The 17975-nt window shown below is 37.3% G+C and carries 18 protein-coding genes; 12 read left to right on the forward strand and 6 right to left on the reverse strand.

Annotated features, from left to right (window positions below; genetic code table 11):
• The first annotated feature begins 41 nt into the window (after positions 1 to 41).
• Entirely contained in the window at positions 42 to 500 is a 459-nt protein-coding gene (locus LG276_RS02280) for a chemotaxis protein CheX (RefSeq protein WP_251162971.1), read from the forward strand.
• Here the strand turns inward: LG276_RS02280 and LG276_RS02285 are convergent, their stop codons facing one another.
• Positions 501 to 848, reverse strand: a complete 348-nt coding sequence (locus LG276_RS02285) for a hypothetical protein (RefSeq protein ID WP_251162970.1) — start codon at positions 846 to 848, stop codon at positions 501 to 503. It lies immediately after the preceding gene.
• Positions 849 to 1016: 168 nt separating this feature from the next.
• Positions 1017 to 2069 carry a lactonase family protein gene (locus tag LG276_RS02290; RefSeq protein ID WP_251162969.1) on the reverse strand — a complete coding sequence of 351 codons (1053 nt, stop codon included), beginning with the start codon at positions 2067 to 2069 and terminating at the stop codon, positions 1017 to 1019.
• Between the two features lie 274 nt (positions 2070 to 2343).
• Here LG276_RS02290 and LG276_RS02295 point away from each other — a divergent pair, with 274 nt between their 5' ends.
• From LG276_RS02295 to LG276_RS02320, 6 genes are all read left to right on the forward strand, one after another.
• Positions 2344 to 2856 (forward strand): YbaK/EbsC family protein, encoded by a 513-nt coding sequence (locus LG276_RS02295; RefSeq protein WP_224938188.1) that lies wholly within the window; start codon positions 2344 to 2346, stop codon positions 2854 to 2856.
• Positions 2857 to 3162: 306 nt separating this feature from the next.
• Complete coding sequence (locus LG276_RS02300) at positions 3163 to 4326, forward strand: beta-ketoacyl synthase (protein ID WP_251162968.1); 1164 nt, start codon at positions 3163 to 3165, stop codon at positions 4324 to 4326.
• Position 4327: 1 nt separating this feature from the next.
• Positions 4328 to 6052 carry an ATP-binding protein gene (locus tag LG276_RS02305; protein ID WP_251162967.1) on the forward strand — a complete coding sequence of 575 codons (1725 nt, stop codon included), beginning with the start codon at positions 4328 to 4330 and terminating at the stop codon, positions 6050 to 6052.
• A 128-nt stretch (positions 6053 to 6180) separates the two neighbouring features.
• A complete protein-coding gene (locus LG276_RS02310) occupies positions 6181 to 6765 on the forward strand; it encodes a TetR family transcriptional regulator (RefSeq protein ID WP_224938185.1) in 585 nt (194 codons plus the stop codon).
• Between the two features lie 81 nt (positions 6766 to 6846).
• The gene (locus LG276_RS02315) at positions 6847 to 7197 is read left to right on the forward strand and encodes a multidrug efflux SMR transporter (RefSeq protein ID WP_251162966.1); all 351 of its coding nucleotides are present in this window, start codon (positions 6847 to 6849) and stop codon (positions 7195 to 7197) included.
• Entirely contained in the window at positions 7197 to 7511 is a 315-nt protein-coding gene (locus LG276_RS02320; RefSeq protein ID WP_224938322.1) for a multidrug efflux SMR transporter, read from the forward strand. Before LG276_RS02315 ends, LG276_RS02320 begins: the two co-directional genes overlap by 1 nt.
• A gap of 298 nt (positions 7512 to 7809) precedes the next feature.
• On the opposite strand, the gene LG276_RS02325 is transcribed toward LG276_RS02320, so the two are convergent.
• From LG276_RS02325 to LG276_RS02335, 3 genes are read right to left on the reverse strand one after another with little or no spacing between them, the layout of a single operon-like run.
• Positions 7810 to 7920, reverse strand: coding sequence for a cytochrome bd oxidase small subunit CydS (locus tag LG276_RS02325; protein ID WP_373370948.1), 111 nt, complete (start codon positions 7918 to 7920; stop codon positions 7810 to 7812).
• 17 nt (positions 7921 to 7937) lie between these two features.
• Positions 7938 to 8963: a cytochrome d ubiquinol oxidase subunit II gene (locus LG276_RS02330; RefSeq protein ID WP_251162965.1), complete on the reverse strand. Its 1026-nt coding sequence runs from the start codon at positions 8961 to 8963 to the stop codon at positions 7938 to 7940.
• Entirely contained in the window at positions 8953 to 10305 is a 1353-nt protein-coding gene (locus LG276_RS02335; protein WP_224938183.1) for a cytochrome ubiquinol oxidase subunit I, read from the reverse strand. Before LG276_RS02335 ends, LG276_RS02330 begins: the two co-directional genes overlap by 11 nt.
• Positions 10306 to 10636: 331 nt before the next feature.
• Between LG276_RS02335 and LG276_RS02340 the strand changes: the two genes are divergently transcribed.
• From LG276_RS02340 to LG276_RS02350, 3 genes are all read left to right on the forward strand, one after another.
• On the forward strand, positions 10637 to 11515 hold the full coding sequence (locus tag LG276_RS02340) for a YitT family protein (protein WP_095370887.1): 879 nt from the start codon (positions 10637 to 10639) through the stop codon (positions 11513 to 11515).
• A 305-nt stretch (positions 11516 to 11820) separates the two neighbouring features.
• A complete protein-coding gene (gene fdhF, locus LG276_RS02345; protein ID WP_251162964.1) occupies positions 11821 to 14775 on the forward strand; it encodes a formate dehydrogenase subunit alpha in 2955 nt (984 codons plus the stop codon).
• Positions 14768 to 15361, forward strand: a complete 594-nt coding sequence (locus LG276_RS02350; RefSeq protein WP_224938181.1) for a DUF1641 domain-containing protein — start codon at positions 14768 to 14770, stop codon at positions 15359 to 15361. The genes fdhF and LG276_RS02350 overlap by 8 nt, the downstream gene beginning before the upstream one ends.
• 184 nt (positions 15362 to 15545) lie before the next feature.
• Here the strand turns inward: LG276_RS02350 and LG276_RS02355 are convergent, their stop codons facing one another.
• Positions 15546 to 15860 (reverse strand): helix-turn-helix domain-containing protein, encoded by a 315-nt coding sequence (locus LG276_RS02355; protein ID WP_095370884.1) that lies wholly within the window; start codon positions 15858 to 15860, stop codon positions 15546 to 15548.
• Between the two features lie 140 nt (positions 15861 to 16000).
• Here LG276_RS02355 and LG276_RS02360 point away from each other — a divergent pair, with 140 nt between their 5' ends.
• The gene (locus LG276_RS02360; protein ID WP_251162963.1) at positions 16001 to 16855 is read left to right on the forward strand and encodes a VOC family protein; all 855 of its coding nucleotides are present in this window, start codon (positions 16001 to 16003) and stop codon (positions 16853 to 16855) included.
• A gap of 13 nt (positions 16856 to 16868) precedes the next feature.
• Entirely contained in the window at positions 16869 to 17960 is a 1092-nt protein-coding gene (locus LG276_RS02365; RefSeq protein ID WP_251162962.1) for an FAD-dependent monooxygenase, read from the forward strand.
• Positions 17961 to 17975: the final 15 nt, after the last annotated feature.

A 17975-nucleotide genomic window follows, 5' to 3' on the forward strand; every position in this document is an offset into this window, starting at 1 on the left:
ACTATAATACTATCAACTATTTTGATGTGGGGTGACCGGCAATGGAAAAGGTCTTACAGGATAAAGAAAAAATGAACCTTTTATTAAAAGGTGTCCAGACTTCAATTGGACAGCTAATTCCCATAAATCATGAATTAGTGGGTAGGACTGAGCTAGAAGGATCATTCCTTGTTCGATATGGGGTATTCATCGGTTTCTCAGGGGACATAGCTGGTAAATTGTTCATTGGTGGTGATCGTTCACTTTTTTCATTCTTGGGGAAATCTATGTTCGGGATGGACTTAGAAGGTGAAATGTTAACATCTTTTAGTGGGGAACTAGGGAATATGATTGCTGGCGGTTCAGTATCAGCCATCGAAGGGAAGGGAATGGAAGTAGATATTACCTCCCCGACAATATTGGATGGTCATAGTTTTATATCAGGGTATACAAAAGGGTATATTCTTACTTATAATTTGCCAGAGAATATAGAACTTCATGTCCATGTTTTGATTGACTAACTATTGTTGATACGATAAATATTCATATTCATCCAATGGAATAGCTTTAATGACTTCCTGCTCGTCATTTCTAAAAACCTCGAATTGTTGATATTTTTCAACAATGACATCATCTTTGTAAACTGTGTCCACTAGTTGAAGCTCTAAAGTAGGAGCTAAACCTTCAAGGTCAGTTTCATCAACGGTTTGACTTACTTCTTCGCTGTCATTATTCTCATTAATTACTGGAATATAGGGATATTTACTTTCTCTTTCGTTCTCATGGTGGAGGATTGAATTAGGGGATTCGGCTAATGAAACAAAGCAAATAATGATGGCTACTCCAACTAGATAAACAACTTTATTCATCATTTCTCCTCCTTAAATAGTCTCCTATTTTAGTTTATGCATGTCCTATTAGTGATAGAACGTTAATAAAGTCATCGCCTATCAATAGAGGGGATACAAAAAAGGGCTATTCATGAGCAGAACATCCCTTTTTTATTATTAGTTATGAAATTAAATTTATTTTTCCACTTATGGTTGTTGAGGTGAAAACTTCACACAAACTGGTTCAGGTACAGGAACATTTTGTTGCAATAGTTGAAGTAACCCTGATTCAGCCTCTCGTTTAAATAAAGTTAAATTATTTGACCGTTCATTGGCTGCGATTAAGTATTCTTCAGTTGGGTCTAGTACAAAGTCACGTGGCCAATCTCCATATGTCGATGTATGAGCAACAAAGGTTAAATGCAATCGGTCTTCAGCGATTGCAAATATCGCAATTGAATTATGACCTCTATTGCCAGCGTATAAAAATTTGCCGTCTTGAGAAAGATGGATGGCGCTACCTTGATTGTTTTCTGAAAAATCCTCAGGTATCGTCTTATAATAAGTAGTTTCCTTCAATTCTCCTTTCTCAGCGTCATATTGAAGTGCAATAATTTCTGAGCTTAGTTCAGTCATGCAATAGGCCCATTTCCCATTGGGGTGAAAGGTGATGTGTCTTGGTCCAGAGCCTGGCTGTGTTGCTAAAGTAAAATGTTTGGTGAGTTTATCCCCATCTCTACGAAATAGAATGATTTCATCTGTCCCTAAATCGACAGCAACAACATACTTCTCATCCGGTGTGAGTCCAGCGAAATGGGTATGTGGTTTTTCTTGGCGCTCATGTGGTCCTGAACCATGAATCTCTGTTGAAGTTAGCAGGTTTTTAATTTCGCCATTTTGTAGTAGTGAATAATAGTCAACCGTTCCTTTATGGTAATTCGCACTTAATAAGTATTGACTCTTTTGATCTAGACTTACATGACAAGGTGAGGCACCTGGAGAAAGATGTTTGTTTAATAAAGTGAGTCCGTTCTGTCTGCTGTCTAACTCATAAGCGGCGACACCGCCTAAATTTCCTTCTTTCATCACAGCGTATAAATGTGATTGACTCGAGCTGATTGTTAAATAAGTTGGGTTTTCAAGTTTAGCAGCAAGTTCTATATTTTTAATTTGATCATCCTCTAACTGGAATGAGTAAATTCCTTGGCTATCCTTTTTTGTATAGGTACCAACATAGCCCGTGTAAGTAGTTGATGTCATAAGTATTCCTCCATCATTTTATGTATAGCTTTACTGTATCACATTTAAACAGGGGAATGAAAAATAGTCCTATTGAAAAAATGTTGTCAGAGTAAGAAAGAATGGGGTTAAATCTATGATAAGCGGAGAGGAGAAAGGATGGTTACAACTTTATTTAAACTAACTTGATTTTATGATTTGTATGTTTTTTGAATTTTTAACAAATACATTTGCTTTTACTTGTTAAAGAATGTTATCCTTTTACATTATATTGACAGGAGGCCGCGAAAGAATTATGTCACTTGAAAGTGTTAAAGCTCACTTGGGGAAATATGGTCGAGATAAAGATATATTGGAGTTTGATACGACAAGTGCAACTGTTGATCAAGCTGCCGAAGCAATTGGTGTTATTCCAGCTAAAATTGCCAAAACACTCTCTTTTCGAGGTGAGGGAGAAAAAGCCCTACTAGTTGTTGCTGCAGGCGATGCCAGAATAGATAATAAAAAATTCCGCCATACATTTGGCATAAAAGCGAGAATGCTCTCTGCTGAAGAAGTACTTGATCATACAGGGCATGTGGTTGGTGGGGTCTGTCCATTTGGATTAACAAAAGAAATGAATATCTTTCTTGATACTTCCCTACAGCGTTTTGAAATGGTATATCCAGCATGTGGTAGCAAAAACTCAGCAATTGAACTAACTTGTGAAGAATTATATCAATATGCAGGGGCAAAACAATGGGTGGATGTTACTAAAGATTGGAATGGCGAGGCTAGGGAACAAACTGCGGCTACAACGGAAAATTGATTGGATATAATGAAATGAAAGAAGGAGAGGTACTTGCCTGGAAAGGTTGGTACCTTTTTATGTGGAGAAGAATCCGAATGATGTGGAGCTTCCTCTACTTGGGAATCTTAACAATACACACTATTATTAAAGGAGAAATAGCTTAATTTTTTTTGTTAGTGAAAAAGACCTGAATATGCTTAGTGTTCTTATGTTACTATAGTACTATTCGTATTGTGTGAAGGGGTTTAGTCATGAATGAAACGTATCTTATTTTCTAGATTAATAGTAAGATAAAGGTGTATATATGCAAAAGGGGTTGCATTTATGGGAGTTGTCGTCACTGGAATGGGATTGATTGGCCCTAACATTACATCAATCAAGGATTTTTCAAATATATTAAAAGATAAAAAGACAATATTAAATAGAGAAGAATTTAACGGTGTGCACATTTTTACTGGAAGAGTAAATGAGAATGATATTAGCCACTCTTATTTAAAAGCGAGTAAATTACCGAAGTCAGCGCAAATGCTCCTTCATGCAACAGATCGGGCAATAGAAATGGCACAGATTCAACCGAGAGATTATGCAACTGCTATCATTGTTGGCTCTTCTGGTGGCGTAATAACGGAGGTTTTTAACCATTCAACTAAGTTAAACAAAGGAAAAAGGATGAGTCCCTATGCTATAGGGAATATGAATGGCCATACTTTGGCGAATTGTTTAAGTACTTCATTGCAAATTGAAGGACCAACCTTTTCTTTAGCAAATAGTTGTACTTCAAGTTTAGACGCCATTCATATGGCTAAAATTCTTCTGCAAGCAAATGAGGTAGATATGTGTATTGTCGGTGGGGTAGACTCTACCATTAATGATTTGGTATTGGCGGGATTTTTGCCACTGAGAATCTTGCAAACGGGAGAGACATTCATGGGTCCCTTTTCAGCAGGTGAGGGTTTTGCTATGTCTGAAGGTGCAGGGGTATTAGTATTGGAGTCAGAGGAAGTAGCGGTTAAACGGAAAAAAGAGATAATAGGGTATTTAACGGAATCTAGCATGTTCCAATCTGCTTACTCATCTTACATTGCCGATCCAGGAGGTCGGGCAATGGTTAAGGCTGTAGAAAGAACTATTAAGAAGGGGATGCCGACTTATATTAATAGTCAGGCTTTAGGATCCCAAGCAAACGATGATATTGAGGCAATGGTTTATGGAGAGTTTTTTGTAGATAAGGGTGTGCCCATTACTTCTATTAAAGGAAATGTTGGTCACGCGATGGGAGCATCGGGCATGTTTCAAGTAATGGCCGGTTTAATTAGTATACAGGAACAGTTCATTCCGCCAACCATCAGAGTAGATGTCGGTAAGTACGAGCAGCTTCTGATCGTTGATGAAGTGATTCATGGCCCAGTGGAACAAGTACTTGTTACTTCACAAGGCTATGGTGGAAACAATAATGCTGCCCTTTTCTCTAAGGAAAGGATGACATAAGATGGAGTTTGTTTTATTATTAACTGTTTCTTTCATCCCCTTGTTTATTTCTGTATCAATATTATTCTATTCTAAAACCTCCTTAACAAAAGCTTTGTCCATTTTCCTCTTAATGTTGTCATTTTGGCAAATGGATATTGCCTTTCTTTATGCTGACCAGATGCTTTCTTTACAAACAATTGATTTGTTGTTCCGTATTTTACGGATGGGTCCGATTTTTATAATGCCAACGATTTATTATTTCTCATACTATTTAGTAAAAGAAAACCCTCTTTTACATCGATTTGGGATATTGTTTAATAAACCGGGAATGTGGTTATTTACGATCATTAGTATCATTACGTATTTGATAAACTTTACTTCACTTGGAGTCGAGTCTTACAGATTTGTTGAAACGGTGAACGTTTCACCTTCCCATTGGATTCCTATCTACGGTCCATTGAATTTTACGTTTATCATTAATGTTTTACTTGTTTTTATTAATTGGTTTTTCTTGTTTATCGTCACCTTACATTTAAAAGGTGTTTATTATCGAAGCTTTTACTTACAATTAGTAATAGCAGCAATGATTATTTTTATTAATGGTGTTATAAGTGGTTTTTCTTTTGCTCCGCTTTATTTTTCTAGTTTTAACTCAATCATTGCAGCCTTAATCTTATTTCTAGGTTTTTTTCAAATGCAATCGCAAAGAATCCGTAATATCAATATTGAGTTAATTAAACAGAGTGAACTATTAGAAGAAATTATGGATATTAATCCTAATTATCTGCTTGTTACAGGTAGTGATCAGCGAATTGTGAAGGTGAATCGCTCCTTTTGTCAATTATTTGATGAGAAAGAACGTACTTTATTAGGTAAAAAAACTTCTACACTTATTCACTTTTTGCCAATGGTTGCATACGGGTTTGAACAACCTTACCGCTATACAGATTATAAAGGAAAAAATTATTATATTCAGTGGGGCATGAAGCACCTATATCAAAATTCTGGTCAATCGTTCACTATCTATTTTGGTAATGATGTAACAGAGCAGAAGAAGAATGAGCAATTGCTTCTTTCATCAGAGAAAATGAAAGTAATTGGTGAAATGGCTGCGAGTGTAGCGCATGAAATAAGAAATCCACTAACTACGATTCGTGGTTTCATACAATTGTTAAGAGAAAGAAACCCCGACTCGGCTTACGAGAGAATTCTTATTGAAGAAATTGATCGGATTAATCAAGTATTAAAAGAATTATTAATTCTCGGGAAGCCAGAGGCTAAATCTGATGAACTGGCTTCTGTTAAGCCATTTGATGCAGTTGATGAAGTGAATAATATTAACCTCCTCTTCAATGCTATGGCGACCGAACAAGGGAAGAAAATTCAACTTACTAACAAATTAAAGCAAAAGCATCATATAAATATGGATAAATCCCATTTCAAGCAAGTTATGATTAATATTATTAAAAACAGCCTGGAAGCCATTCATGAAGGTGGTAAGGTTAAAATTGTTTTAGATGAGCATGAAGAGTATATCCGTATCCGTGTCATGGATAATGGAGAGGGAATTTCTAAAGAAAGATTAGCAAGGATTGGCGAACCGTATTTCACAAGTAAAGAAAAAGGAAATGGCATTGGCTTAACGATTTGTTTTAAATTAATGAACGAAAATCAAGGGAAAATGTTTGTGAAAAGTAAAGAAAGATATGGAACAGTTGTAACAATGCTTTATAAAGCAGACTAAAAAATCCGAGGGCAAATGGAGGTGGTTGAATATCCTTTGTCTTCGGGTAGAAGCTTTGTTGACATTGACATTTTATTAAATCCATTTTAAAATGAATGATATTCAGTCATGTTTAAGGAGTTTGATAAATGGACAAAAAAGAACGTATTGTGCATGCCGCAATAGAAGTTTTTCAAGAAAAGGGCATTGAAAAAACAAAAATTGCAGATATTGTGAAACTAGCAGGTATTGCTCAAGGGACTTATTATTTGTATTTCCCATCGAAACTTTCTGTTATGCCGGCTATTGCAGAAGTAATGGTAGAAAAATTAATTGCCAGAGTACATCATGAAGTAAATAGTGAGGCGATATTTGTTGATCGATTAAAGCAATTGGTTGATAGTATCTTTTTATATACGAGTGAGTATCGAGAAGTGCTTGCCTTAGTATATGCTGGCCTTGCTTCTAGCGAACATATTCGTCAATGGGAAGCTGTGTACCAACCATTTTACGAATGGATTAGTCATTTTTTGCAGACGGCTAAAGAAGAAGGAGTCGTACGTTCCAATCTGAACATAGAAAGTACAGCAAAGATTGTGATTGGATTAGTGGAATCTACAGCGGAGCAAATTTACTTGTATGATCACACAGATGAAGACAAAGCAAAGCAACAAAAAGAAGAAGTGCTAACCTTTCTAAAATACGGTTTAGGTTATCAACCTTCCGCTAATTAGCATTTTTGTTGTATAAATAAATCTCACCATTGGTGGGTTTTTGATAAAAATGACTGAAATTCAGTCAGTTGGAGGAAAAAGATGAATCGATCTTGGTTTTATGTTATATTAACGTGTTTATTTGAACTTGTTTGGGTTTTTGGCTTTAATACAGCGTATCTTTGGTGGCATTGGCTACTTGTAGTTGCAGTGATTTTATTAGATTTTCACTGTTTATCCAAAGCATGTGAGCATCTACCAACTGGCACCGTTTATGCTATCTTTGCCGGAGTAGGTACTGTAGGGACGTCTTTAATGGATGTCTTTCTCTTCAATGGAGAAATGGGGTTAGCGAAAGTAGTATTTATTATATTCATTTTAGTCGGTGTTATCGGTTTGAAGTTAGCTGATAATCAAATAGAAGAACATAGTAGGGAGGATCAAGTAGCATGATGGGCTGGATTCTTGTGATTTTAGCAGCAATAAGTGAAATTACTGGTGTTATTGGGTTGAAAAAATATAGTGAACAAAAAACCATTCGGAATGCTGTCATTTATATGGGGGGATTTGGGATATCCTTTGCGCTACTGTATGCCTCCTTTCAATATTTACAAGTGAGTATTGCTTATACGGTATGGATTGGGATTGGTACAGCAGGGGCTGTTTTACTTAGTATGTTCCTTTTCGGAGAACCAAAAAGTAATAAACGGATCATCAGCGTGTTGTTTATCATTGTCGGCGTCATTGGTTTGAAGGCGACTTCATAATATTCTTTGCAAAGAGGAGGAAGCACCATTCTCAAGTGAAGAAATGAAGTCAATTGGGTGCGCAAATAAAAATGCGCACCCAAGTTAATAAAGAGTGATTGCCCTTTGTCTGTGCTGGGGAAACTCTGTAATCAACTTTTCCCCCCTTTTTTACGTTGTGATATTCATTTCGTACATACTCCATTTTCTTCTCTATTATACTAATATAACAATTATTCCAAGTATAGTGCAGGCAGAGTGAAAGCATTAGCCTAAAGCACATAGATTATTTTTAATTCCATTGTACGTCTATAAACGTTTAATCTTTCCGGTTAACCGCTGATCGATCATATAAAGCAACTCGAAAGCCGATGATAATGGATAATAAGATGACAATAAACGGCGCATAAAAAATAATAAATGTACTCATCTAAATGATCTCCCTTCTTATACATGACTATCATTTCGCCCTTGTACATACTCCTTGTTAAATAAGAAAAGTCGCAATAAAAGATAAAGCGATGGTAGGAGCAAACCTAAACCGGCTATAAAGGCAATGATTAAAGCGATGGCCATTGCTTCATTTGTGAAACTATCAAATATTGATAAATGGGGATACAGTAAATACGGATAATGTGAAATGCCATAAGCAAAGAAGGCAAGGTAATATTGTCCGCATAATAAAGTGAATGCGAGCCCATAGTTCATTCTCTTATATATAAGGATAAACGTCCCGATGAAAAATAGTACAGACAATGCAAACATCCACCATAAATCAACAAGTCGTTCAAAATGCTCTGGGTTGTGGAACTTTAATTCAACGATAATCCCAATTGCTGTAATGAGTGAAGGGATAGCCCATATTAGTGCATATTTCCTTAATAAAGTAGTTGCCTCTTCGTCCTTGGCATAATGGGCATACCATGTTAAGAAAACAGCTGAGATATAAAGAACTGCCGTTATACTCAGTACAACAATACTCCATGTGAGTGGGCTTGTGAAAAGGGAGGCTATATCAAGCACAGGTCCATTTTGTTCGATTGAAATAAATCCGCCTTCTGAGATTGTAAAAACAATTGAAAGAGAAGCTGGGATAAATAAGCCAGATAATCCATAAACGTATGTATACCTCTTGGGCATACGATTTCCGTATGTTGAAAAAGCATAATAAGATCCACGAATGGCTAATAAAATAATGGCTAAGCTAATCGGCACTAACAGAGTGGTCCCATAATAATAAGCGGATTGTGGAAAAAACCCAACGATACCGACAAAGAAAAAGACGAGAAATACATTGGTGACTTCCCATACTGGGGATAAGTAACGTTGAATGATTTTATTTAAAATATGTTGATTGCCTCTATATAAGCTGTAGGCATTAAAAAATCCTGCGCCAAAATCAATAGATGCAACGATAACGTAACCAAACAAAAACAGCCAAAGTACAAAAATACCAATTATCTCAAGACTCAAAAGTGTCACCGCCTTTTTCTATTTTTCGATCAGCTAATTCTTGTTCAACCGTGTTTCTCTTGAACATACTAGTGAGTACGTAAATACTTCCTGCACCGAGCAAGAGGTATAAACAGGCAAACAGAACAAGCATCCAGCCTACATATTCATTACTAGTTGCCGCTTCAGCTGTCCGCATCAATCCATGTAGAATCCAAGGTTGTCTACCTACTTCGGTGAACCACCACCCTACCTCAATGGCGATCATTGAAAGTGGACCGGAAAGCACCATAATCCATAAAAACCATTTTGCATGGATAAATGACCAGTTTCTAATAAGCCCAATAATATAAAGTAAAGCAATTAAAATAAGGAGCATACCTAAAGTCACCATAATATCGAATAAATAATGAATATATAAAGGTGGCGTAACATCTTCATCAAACTGGTCCAAACCGATGACTTCGGCAAATGGATTGCTGTGGGCAAGCATACTTAAAGCATAAGGTATCCGAATGGCATATTTAATCTCTTCATCATCTAATACACCATAGAGAATAAGAGGCGCATTTTCTTCTGTTTCAAAATGCCACTCGGCAGCAGCAAGCTTCTCTGGTTGATATTCGGCTAAATATTTTCCAGCGAAGTCACCTAACAGGGCGGTGGAGATGGAGAAGACGAGTGCAAGTTTTAAAGTTAGATAAAGCGCTTTTTTATGATAGAGATGTGTTGAACCTCTAAGCATGCGATAAGCAGCAATACTAGCAAGTATAAAAGCTGAAGTCATATAGGCCGTGCTTAAAACATGTGCTACCTTTGTCGGCATAGCTGGACTAAACATAGCTATCAATGGAGAAATATTAACAATCTGTCCATCGACAATATCAAATCCTTGGGGTGAATTCATGAAAGCATTGACCACAGTAATAAAAACAGCCGAAAATGAAGCACCTAATGCAACAGGGATTAACAATAGTAAATGTTTTTTTTGATTTTCAAATCGATCCCATGTATATAAGTAAATGCCAAGAAAGATTGCCTCAAAGAAGAAAGCAAATACTTCCATAAATAATGGCAGAGCAATAATATGTCCTACTAGTTCCATAAAGTGTGGCCAAAGAAGAGAAAGCTGCAAGCCGATTGCCGTTCCTGTCACAACTCCAACAGCTACGGTAATGACGAATCCTCTTGCCCATCGACGAGCAAGTAATATGTAATGGTCATCTTGCTTTTTAATTCCGATCCATTGGGCAATCATAATCATTAGTGGGATTCCTACACCAATGGTTGCATAAATGATATGGAAAGTTAATGTTAACTCTGTCAAAGCACGGCTATATAAAACGCCTTGTTCGCTAGCCAATAGAAACCCTTCTTTCGTTATTATCTTTTATCATTAGTGGAACAAGCGTCCGAGGATGGATAAGCCGAGAATAAAAGCGATTGAAAAGGCTAATAAAATGAGCTTTTTCTCCTGTTTTTTATACATTTTGTCTCCTCCTTTATTTCAAACTAAGTTTGCCCATAATATGGGATATTATTAAGAATCAGACAGAAACTTGTTACAAAGGATGAGAATAATTGAGTTATAATAGAAGTAACTGTTTTTTAAAGGGGAAATTTTTGTTAGAAAGGGATGATAAGGAATATATTCTAGCTATGTATCAATTTGAAAAAGTAAAGAGGAGATTATGATGGAAACAAAAAGTAAAAAGAAAAGTAAACAAAGTATACTAAGAATGGTGATTAGATGTCTGATTGTTATTATAGGTGGTTTTATCGCTGCTTATGGACTGGAGGCAGTCTTGATTCCTAATAATGTATCAGATGGAGGCGTTACGGGCATTAGCATTGTAGGTTCGCAACTATTTGATGTCCCATTAGGTGTTTTAATCGCAATTCTTAATATACCTTTTGTTTGGTTAGGTTATAAACAAATTGGTAAAACATTTGCCATCTATTCAATTATTGGTATTGCTTCATTAGCTGCAGGTACAAGCCTCATGCATCACATACCAGTCATTATCCAAGGTGATACACTCCTTGTCACAGTTGTAGGTGGAATTATTCTTGGTTTTGGTATGGGGTTAGCATTACGTAATGGTGGGGCACTTGATGGAATCGACATGCTTGCTGTGCTACTTTCACGAAAGCTCCCATTCGGAACAAGTGATTTAATTCTATTCTTAAATTTATTTGTCTTTATTATTGTTTCTACTGTGTTCGGCCTCCAAGGGGCGTTCTTATCTGCGATTGCTTATTTTATTGCAAGTAAAGTGATACATATCGTTGAGGAAGGTTTAAGTGGATCGAAAACATTTAAAATCATTACAACTGAACCAGTGGCTATGGTTGAAACCATTCGCGACCGTCTTGGGCGTAGTGCTACGTATAAAGAAGCTTATGGCGGTTATTCACATGAAAAGTTCATCGAAATTACTTGTGTCATTAACCGTTTAGAAGAAAGCAAAATGAAAGAAATCATTTCTGAAATTGATGACGGCGCATTTGTCACCGTTTATGATGTAGCAGAAGTGAAAGGTGGAAGCTTTAGGAAAACGAACATTCACTAATTCAGTTTATTACTCATCCTTTCCCAAACTTGACTGTTTGGGAGGATGAGTTTTTTCGTTTTAGAAATAAAATAAAAGAGATTTTTAGTGAAAAAGAATTCTACTTAAATGAGAATTGTTAATTATTTTCTATGTAGAGAATTGCGATTCATATCGTATTTAATTATTACTTAAGAGAAGGATATTTGATTATAACTATTAAAATTAACGGAAAATTATAAAAATACAACGCTGTTTATGCAGGGAATGAATGGGTAAAGGGGAAATAATAGATAGGTAAATAAAGGGATTAAGGGGGGCTCATAGTGACAGAGAAGTTTGAGGTCACAATTAATGGAGAAACAACAAGTGTGAGTAATCAAAAGTCGGTTATGCAGCTATTAAATACAATGAATATTGAGGTACCATCACTTTGTTATCATCCTAGTTTAGGAGCTATTGAAACTTGTGACACTTGTATTGTGAAAGTAAATGGGGAATATGTCCGTTCGTGCTCAACGACCATACAGCCAAATGATAACGTTGAAACAGTAGGTGAAGATATCCATGAAGCACAGATGATCGCTATGGATCGCATATTAGGTAATCATGAATTATATTGTACAGTTTGTGACTTTAATAACGGCAATTGCGAAATACATAATACCGTCAAGGAAATGAAGATTTCCCATCAAGAGACTGATCATACATCAAAAGATGCAGAAGTACAAAGAAATGAGTTTTATCGATATGATCCTGATCAATGTATCCTTTGTGGTAGATGTGTCGAGGCATGTCAGAACTTACAAGTTAATGAAACGTTAACAATTGATTGGGATTTAAAGCGACCACGAGTAATTTGGGACAAGGATTCTCCGATTGAAGAATCGTCATGTGTAAACTGTGGTCATTGTTCAACTGTTTGCCCTTGTAATGCCATGATGGAAGTTGGGATGGAAGGAGAAGCCGGATTCTTAACCGGTGTTAAACAACAATCTCTTCGTCCGATGATTGAACTAACGAAGAATATTGAAACAGGTTATGAGTCTCTTTTAACCATTTCGGATATAGAAGCAACTATGCGAGAAGAAAGAATTAAAAAGACGAAAACCGTTTGTACATATTGTGGCGTAGGCTGTTCGTTTGATGTGTGGACAAAAGGAAGGCAAATATTAAAAGTGGAGCCGCAGGAAGAGGCACCAGCAAATGGTGTATCAACTTGTGTGAAAGGCAAATTTGGCTGGGATTTTGTGAATAGTGAAGAGCGTTTGACTAAGCCATTGATAAGAGATGAAGAAGGTTTCAAAGAAGTGGAGTGGGAGGAAGCGCTTACTTTTATTCGCTCAAAAATGACTGAGATAAAAACGAATCATGGACCGGATTCATTAGCTTTTGTTGCATCTTCTAAATGTACAAATGAAGAGTCCTATTTAATGCAAAAATTAGCGAGAGCTGTCATCGGGACAAATAATGTTGATAATTGTTCCCGTTATTGCCAATCTCCAGCAACAAAGGGACTATGGAGAACAGTAGGTTACGGAGGCGATTCTGGCAGCATTAGTGATATTGCGCAAGCAGAGTTAATCATTTCTATCGGCTCCAATACAGCAGAATCCCATCCTGTTTTGGCGACAAGAGTGAAACGAGCGCAGAAATTAAATGGTCAAAAAGTGATTGTGGCAGATTTACGGAGGCATGAATTAGCTGAACGAGCAGACCTTTTCGTTCAACCTGCACCGGGCAGCGATCTTGTTTGGCTTTCAGCAGTAACAAAATATATTGTCGATCAAGGCTGGCATGATGAAGCGTTTTTAGCTGCGCATGTCAATGATGTAGAAGTTTTCTTCGAAAGTTTAACGCCCTATACATTATCATACGCTTCTGAAGTGACGCACTTATCAGAAGAAGAGCTGATCTCAATCGCTGAAAGAATTCATGAAGCAAAAACAACATCTATCCTTTGGGCGATGGGTGTGACACAGCATGGTGGGGGCAGTGACACAAGTACAGCTATCTCTAATTTGCTCCTTGTAACAGGAAACTATATGAAACCAGGTGCAGGTGCTTATCCACTTAGAGGTCATAATAATGTGCAAGGAACAAGTGATTTTGGCAGTATGCCAGATCGTTTCCCTGGTTATCAATATGTAACCGATGAAAGTGTCAGACAACGTTTTGAGGAGCAGTGGGGTGTGGACCTCCCTAGTGAGCCTGGTTTAAATAATCAAGAAATGGTAGAAGCCATTCATGAAGGGAAATTAAAGGCTTTATATATAAAAGGTGAAGATATGGGGATTGTTGATACGAATATCAATCATGTACAAGCAGCTTTTGAAAAACTAGACCTGTTTATTGTGCAAGATATCTTTTTCTCGAAAACATGCCAATATGCGGATGTTGTATTACCAGCCAGTCCTAGTTTGGAGAAAGAAGGAACGTTTACCAATACCGAAAGAAGAATTCAACGGTTATATAGAGTAATGGAACCCCTTGGTGATTCTAAGCCTGATTGGGAAATTATTATGGCTATTGCTAATCAACTAGGAGGAGATTGGAACTATCAACATCCAAGTGAGATTATGGATGAAGCCGCATCTCTTACCCCGTTAATGGCTGGAGTCAATTATGATCGGTTAGAAGGCTATAAAAGTCTACAATGGCCAGTAGCAGCAGATGGCAAGGATACTCCACTCTTATTCACAGATGGATTTTCACTTCCGGGTGGAAAAGCTATTCTTCATCCAGTGAAATGGACACAACCGCTCACTTTCAATGAAGAATATGATATCCATGTCAACAACGGTCGACTGCTAGAGCATTTTCATGAAGGTAATATGACTTACAAGTCTAAAGCGATTTCCGGTAAAACACCTAATGTCTTTCTGGAGGTGTCAGGCGAATTGGCAGCGGAAAGAGGGATTAGAGATGGTACGAAAGTGAGGTTAACTTCTCCCTATGGCAGTGTAAGGGTAAGCTGTCTCGTCACTGATCGAGTAAAAGGTAAGCAAGTCTATTTACCAATGAATACATCTGGAGAGGGCGCTATTAACTATTTAACTAGTTCGCATACAGATAAGGATACAGATACGCCTGCATATAAAGAGGTTTCAGCAAAGCTTGAGGTGATAGAAGAAGATGGAGAGTCACCATTACCACGAAAGAATCATCGCTTCGGCACACCTCAACCGCAAGTAGGTGTGAATGTGGAAGGGAAATGGCAGAGGAGCGACTATATTTTCCCTGGAGATCTTGTGAGAGAGAGGAGGAGGAAACATGGCTAAAGCAACAACAGTTATTCGAAAAATTGAAGTGTCGCCTGAAGAGCAGAGAAAGAGGGAATTAAAGGAACTAGAAGATAGTATTGTGAATAACCGCCGAGCAATTATTGATTCTATACACTTAATACAAAGAATCCACGAAAAAGGCATCCTTCATATCGTAGAAAGTATGCTGGGACAAAGTGACAAAATTCTTGACCGTGTCCTGTTATCAATGGAGCATCCTGAAGTTACAGGATCAATTAAAAATTCGTTCCTTCTCCTTGAAGTCTTAGGAAAAATGGATTTAAAGGAATGGGAACCGATGATTGATAAAATAAATACTGCACTTACCCGCATGGTAGAGGTTCAACAATCAGATAAGGAAAAAAAGGAAGTGACCATGCTATCTATGCTAAGGGATTCAGAGGTAAGGGAAGGAATGAGTATTCTACTTGCTTTTGTGAAAGGACTTGGATCAAGTGAGGGTAAGGAAAAGGAAGAGATAGTAAAACAAAATCCGGACACCAGAAAGTTTAATAAGAATTGGCTCTTTTTTATAGGTGGAGCAGCAGTGATGTCTATCCCGTTATTTTTAAAGAGAAAATAAGAATGAATTTCCGGCCAATGTGCCGGAAATTTTTTTTTGGGAGGGGAGAAAAGAGGGACGGTGCCTCTGATAAGAATAAAATGCGCATATAAGCGGCTATGGAAGTAGCGAGAAGTGTGGGCAAAAGACCTCACTCATAAAAAAAGGTCCCCATAGTACGTATATGGGGATTTATTGTCGTTCTTTATTCGGCTTGCAACCATTCTTGAGACCACTTCTCTATTTCGCGTAAAACGGGCTCTAGGGCCATTCCTTTGTCTGTAAGCGAATACTCTATTCTTACGGGCGTTTCCGGATACACCTCGCGTTTAACAATACCTTGTTGTTCAAGGTCCTTTAATCTTTCGGACAAGACTCTACCGCTAATGCTCATTGAAGATTCTAATGTACAAAAGCGTTTAGGTCCTGCTAATAGTTGATAGATTACTAGACCAGTCCAACGTTGGCTCATGATACTCATGGCTTTTTCGAATCGAGGACATATCAGTGCTTGATTCAAAATGGTCACCCCTATTCGATGATTTCCTTATATCTTAACAATACATGATTATTGTACTTGACACAAGTAGTTAACAAAAATATAATTACTTACATAAAGTAACTAACATAACTAAAAGACAATTAAAGGGGTTAATGCAAATGAATACGTTTCATGCAGAGCCAAATATCTACGCACAGAAAATAGATCTTAAAGTAACAAATTTACAAACATCACTAAGATTCTATCAAGATATATTAGGTTTCCAAGTATTGCATCAAAGCAAGCATGAAGTGTCATTATCAGCTGATGGGAATCAAACTTTAGTGCAATTACATGCGCCAGAAGGTTTGCAGAAAAAAGAGCTGAGAAGAACAGGGCTATATCATTTTGCCATCCTGCTTCCAACGAGAAATGACTTAGCTAAGATCATTCGCCACTTTATTAAAGTGAATTATCCTTTACAAGGAGCGTCAGATCATGATGTGAGTGAAGCCCTTTATTTAGCAGACCCAGACGGAAATGGGATTGAAATTTATGCTGATCGCCCAAAAACGTCTTGGGATTGGAGGGGCGAAGAAGTTGTCATGGGCACCAATGCCTTAGATGTTCAAAGTATTATGAGTGAATGGGACGGTAATGAGTGGAATGGTATGCCGAATGAAACAATTATGGGACATATTCATTTACATGTAAATAATATAGAAGAAGCAAAAACTTTTTATTGTGAGGGTCTAGGCTTTGAAGTAGTTACTCATTATGGTAATCAAGCATTGTTTATTTCTACTGGGAAGTACCATCATCATATTGGCTTAAATATTTGGAACGGAACCATGGCTGTAGCACCTTCAGCTAATAGTGTTGGGATGGCTTTCTATACGCTCGTTTTCCCGAACAACAAGCTTGAACAGGCTGTTGAAAGACTTCAAGCGATGAATATAGAGGTCGAAAGGCAAGCGGACAGTTATATGGTGAGTGACCCCGCTGGAAACAATATTAAGTTAGTCGTTGAATAGAAAGGTGAGCCTTATGGATGTTAACTACGATGTATGTATTGTTGGTGCCGGACCTGGCGGCGCATTATTGGGATATTTATTAGCGAAAAATGGCATCAATGTCATCGTGCTAGAACGTAATGAAAATATGGATAAAGAATTCAGAGGAGAACATTTAAATCACTTAGGTGAAAATGTACTTAAAAAATATCAATTGTTTGATCAGGTCAAACAATTAGGTATATTGCCGATGGAAGGAATAGAGTACTGGCAGAACGGGAGAATTCTAAGAACTGTCTCACCTGCTCCAGATGAAAGACATGTTGGCATCCATGTACCGCAAAAGCATTTATTATCAGTTCTATTAAAAGAATCTTTACAGTTCTCCGCCTATCGCCTATTAACAGGTACAAGGGCTACTGAATTGATGCTCTCAGATGGGAAAGTAAAAGGGGTAAAAGCGAAAAGGAAAAATGGAGAAGAAATAATGATTCACTCCTCCATTGTTATTGGTTCAGATGGTAGGCATTCAACGATTAGAAAGCTAGCTAAAATTCCATTTGAAAAAATTGAACACGATTACGATTTACTTTGGGCAAAATTCCCTGCACCACAAAATTGGCAACCTGTTATACGACAAGGCTTAGTAAACGATCATCAACTAGCGCTATTTACACAAACGAATTCTTATATTCAAGTGGGATGGAATATAGATAAAGGTGCTTTTGCAGAGATTAGGAAACAACCAGTGGAAACATATATAGAAAAGTTAATTCAGGCATTTCCAGATTTACAACAATCTGTGTTAAAGTATATTCAATCGTGGCAGGATTTTATTTTACTAAATGTACAAAGTTGTCGTTGCCAAACTTGGGTTAAGGATGGCTTAGTACTAATGGGAGACGCAGCTCATACGATGAGTCCAACAGGCGCATTTGGCTTAAATAGTGCCTTGATTGATGCAGAAACTTTATATCCAACGATAGTTAAAGCTTTAGCTGCAAACGATACAAGTGCAGCATGCTTAAATGAGTTTGAAAGATATAGAAGAACAGATATTGAATCTTTACAATTAGAGCAACAAAAGATGGAGGCTTCATACAGAGAGCAGTTTGTCTCTGCCTGAGTCTTAGGGGGAGAA

The sequence above is a fragment of the Cytobacillus kochii genome (assembly GCF_044790165.1).
GTDB classification, from domain to species: Bacteria; Bacillota; Bacilli; order Bacillales; family Cytobacillaceae; genus Cytobacillus; species Cytobacillus kochii.

Excerpts from the sequence above, each read along its gene's own strand:
- LG276_RS02280 (WP_251162971.1), top strand. The coding sequence starts at position 42 with ATGGAAAAGGTCTTACAGGATAAAGAAAAAATGAACCTTTTATTAAAA.
- LG276_RS02285 (WP_251162970.1), bottom strand. The coding sequence starts at position 848 with ATGAATAAAGTTGTTTATCTAGTTGGAGTAGCCATCATTATTTGCTTT.
- LG276_RS02290 (WP_251162969.1), bottom strand. The coding sequence starts at position 2,069 with ATGACATCAACTACTTACACGGGCTATGTTGGTACCTATACAAAAAAG.
- LG276_RS02295 (WP_224938188.1), top strand. The coding sequence starts at position 2,344 with ATGTCACTTGAAAGTGTTAAAGCTCACTTGGGGAAATATGGTCGAGAT.
- LG276_RS02300 (WP_251162968.1), top strand. The coding sequence starts at position 3,163 with ATGGGAGTTGTCGTCACTGGAATGGGATTGATTGGCCCTAACATTACA.
- LG276_RS02305 (WP_251162967.1), top strand. The coding sequence starts at position 4,328 with ATGGAGTTTGTTTTATTATTAACTGTTTCTTTCATCCCCTTGTTTATT.
- LG276_RS02310 (WP_224938185.1), top strand. The coding sequence starts at position 6,181 with ATGGACAAAAAAGAACGTATTGTGCATGCCGCAATAGAAGTTTTTCAA.
- LG276_RS02315 (WP_251162966.1), top strand. The coding sequence starts at position 6,847 with ATGAATCGATCTTGGTTTTATGTTATATTAACGTGTTTATTTGAACTT.
- LG276_RS02320 (WP_224938322.1), top strand. The coding sequence starts at position 7,197 with ATGGGCTGGATTCTTGTGATTTTAGCAGCAATAAGTGAAATTACTGGT.
- LG276_RS02325 (WP_373370948.1), bottom strand. The coding sequence starts at position 7,920 with ATGAGTACATTTATTATTTTTTATGCGCCGTTTATTGTCATCTTATTA.
- LG276_RS02340 (WP_095370887.1), top strand. The coding sequence starts at position 10,637 with ATGGAAACAAAAAGTAAAAAGAAAAGTAAACAAAGTATACTAAGAATG.
- LG276_RS02350 (WP_224938181.1), top strand. The coding sequence starts at position 14,768 with ATGGCTAAAGCAACAACAGTTATTCGAAAAATTGAAGTGTCGCCTGAA.
- LG276_RS02360 (WP_251162963.1), top strand. The coding sequence starts at position 16,001 with ATGAATACGTTTCATGCAGAGCCAAATATCTACGCACAGAAAATAGAT.
- LG276_RS02365 (WP_251162962.1), top strand. The coding sequence starts at position 16,869 with ATGGATGTTAACTACGATGTATGTATTGTTGGTGCCGGACCTGGCGGC.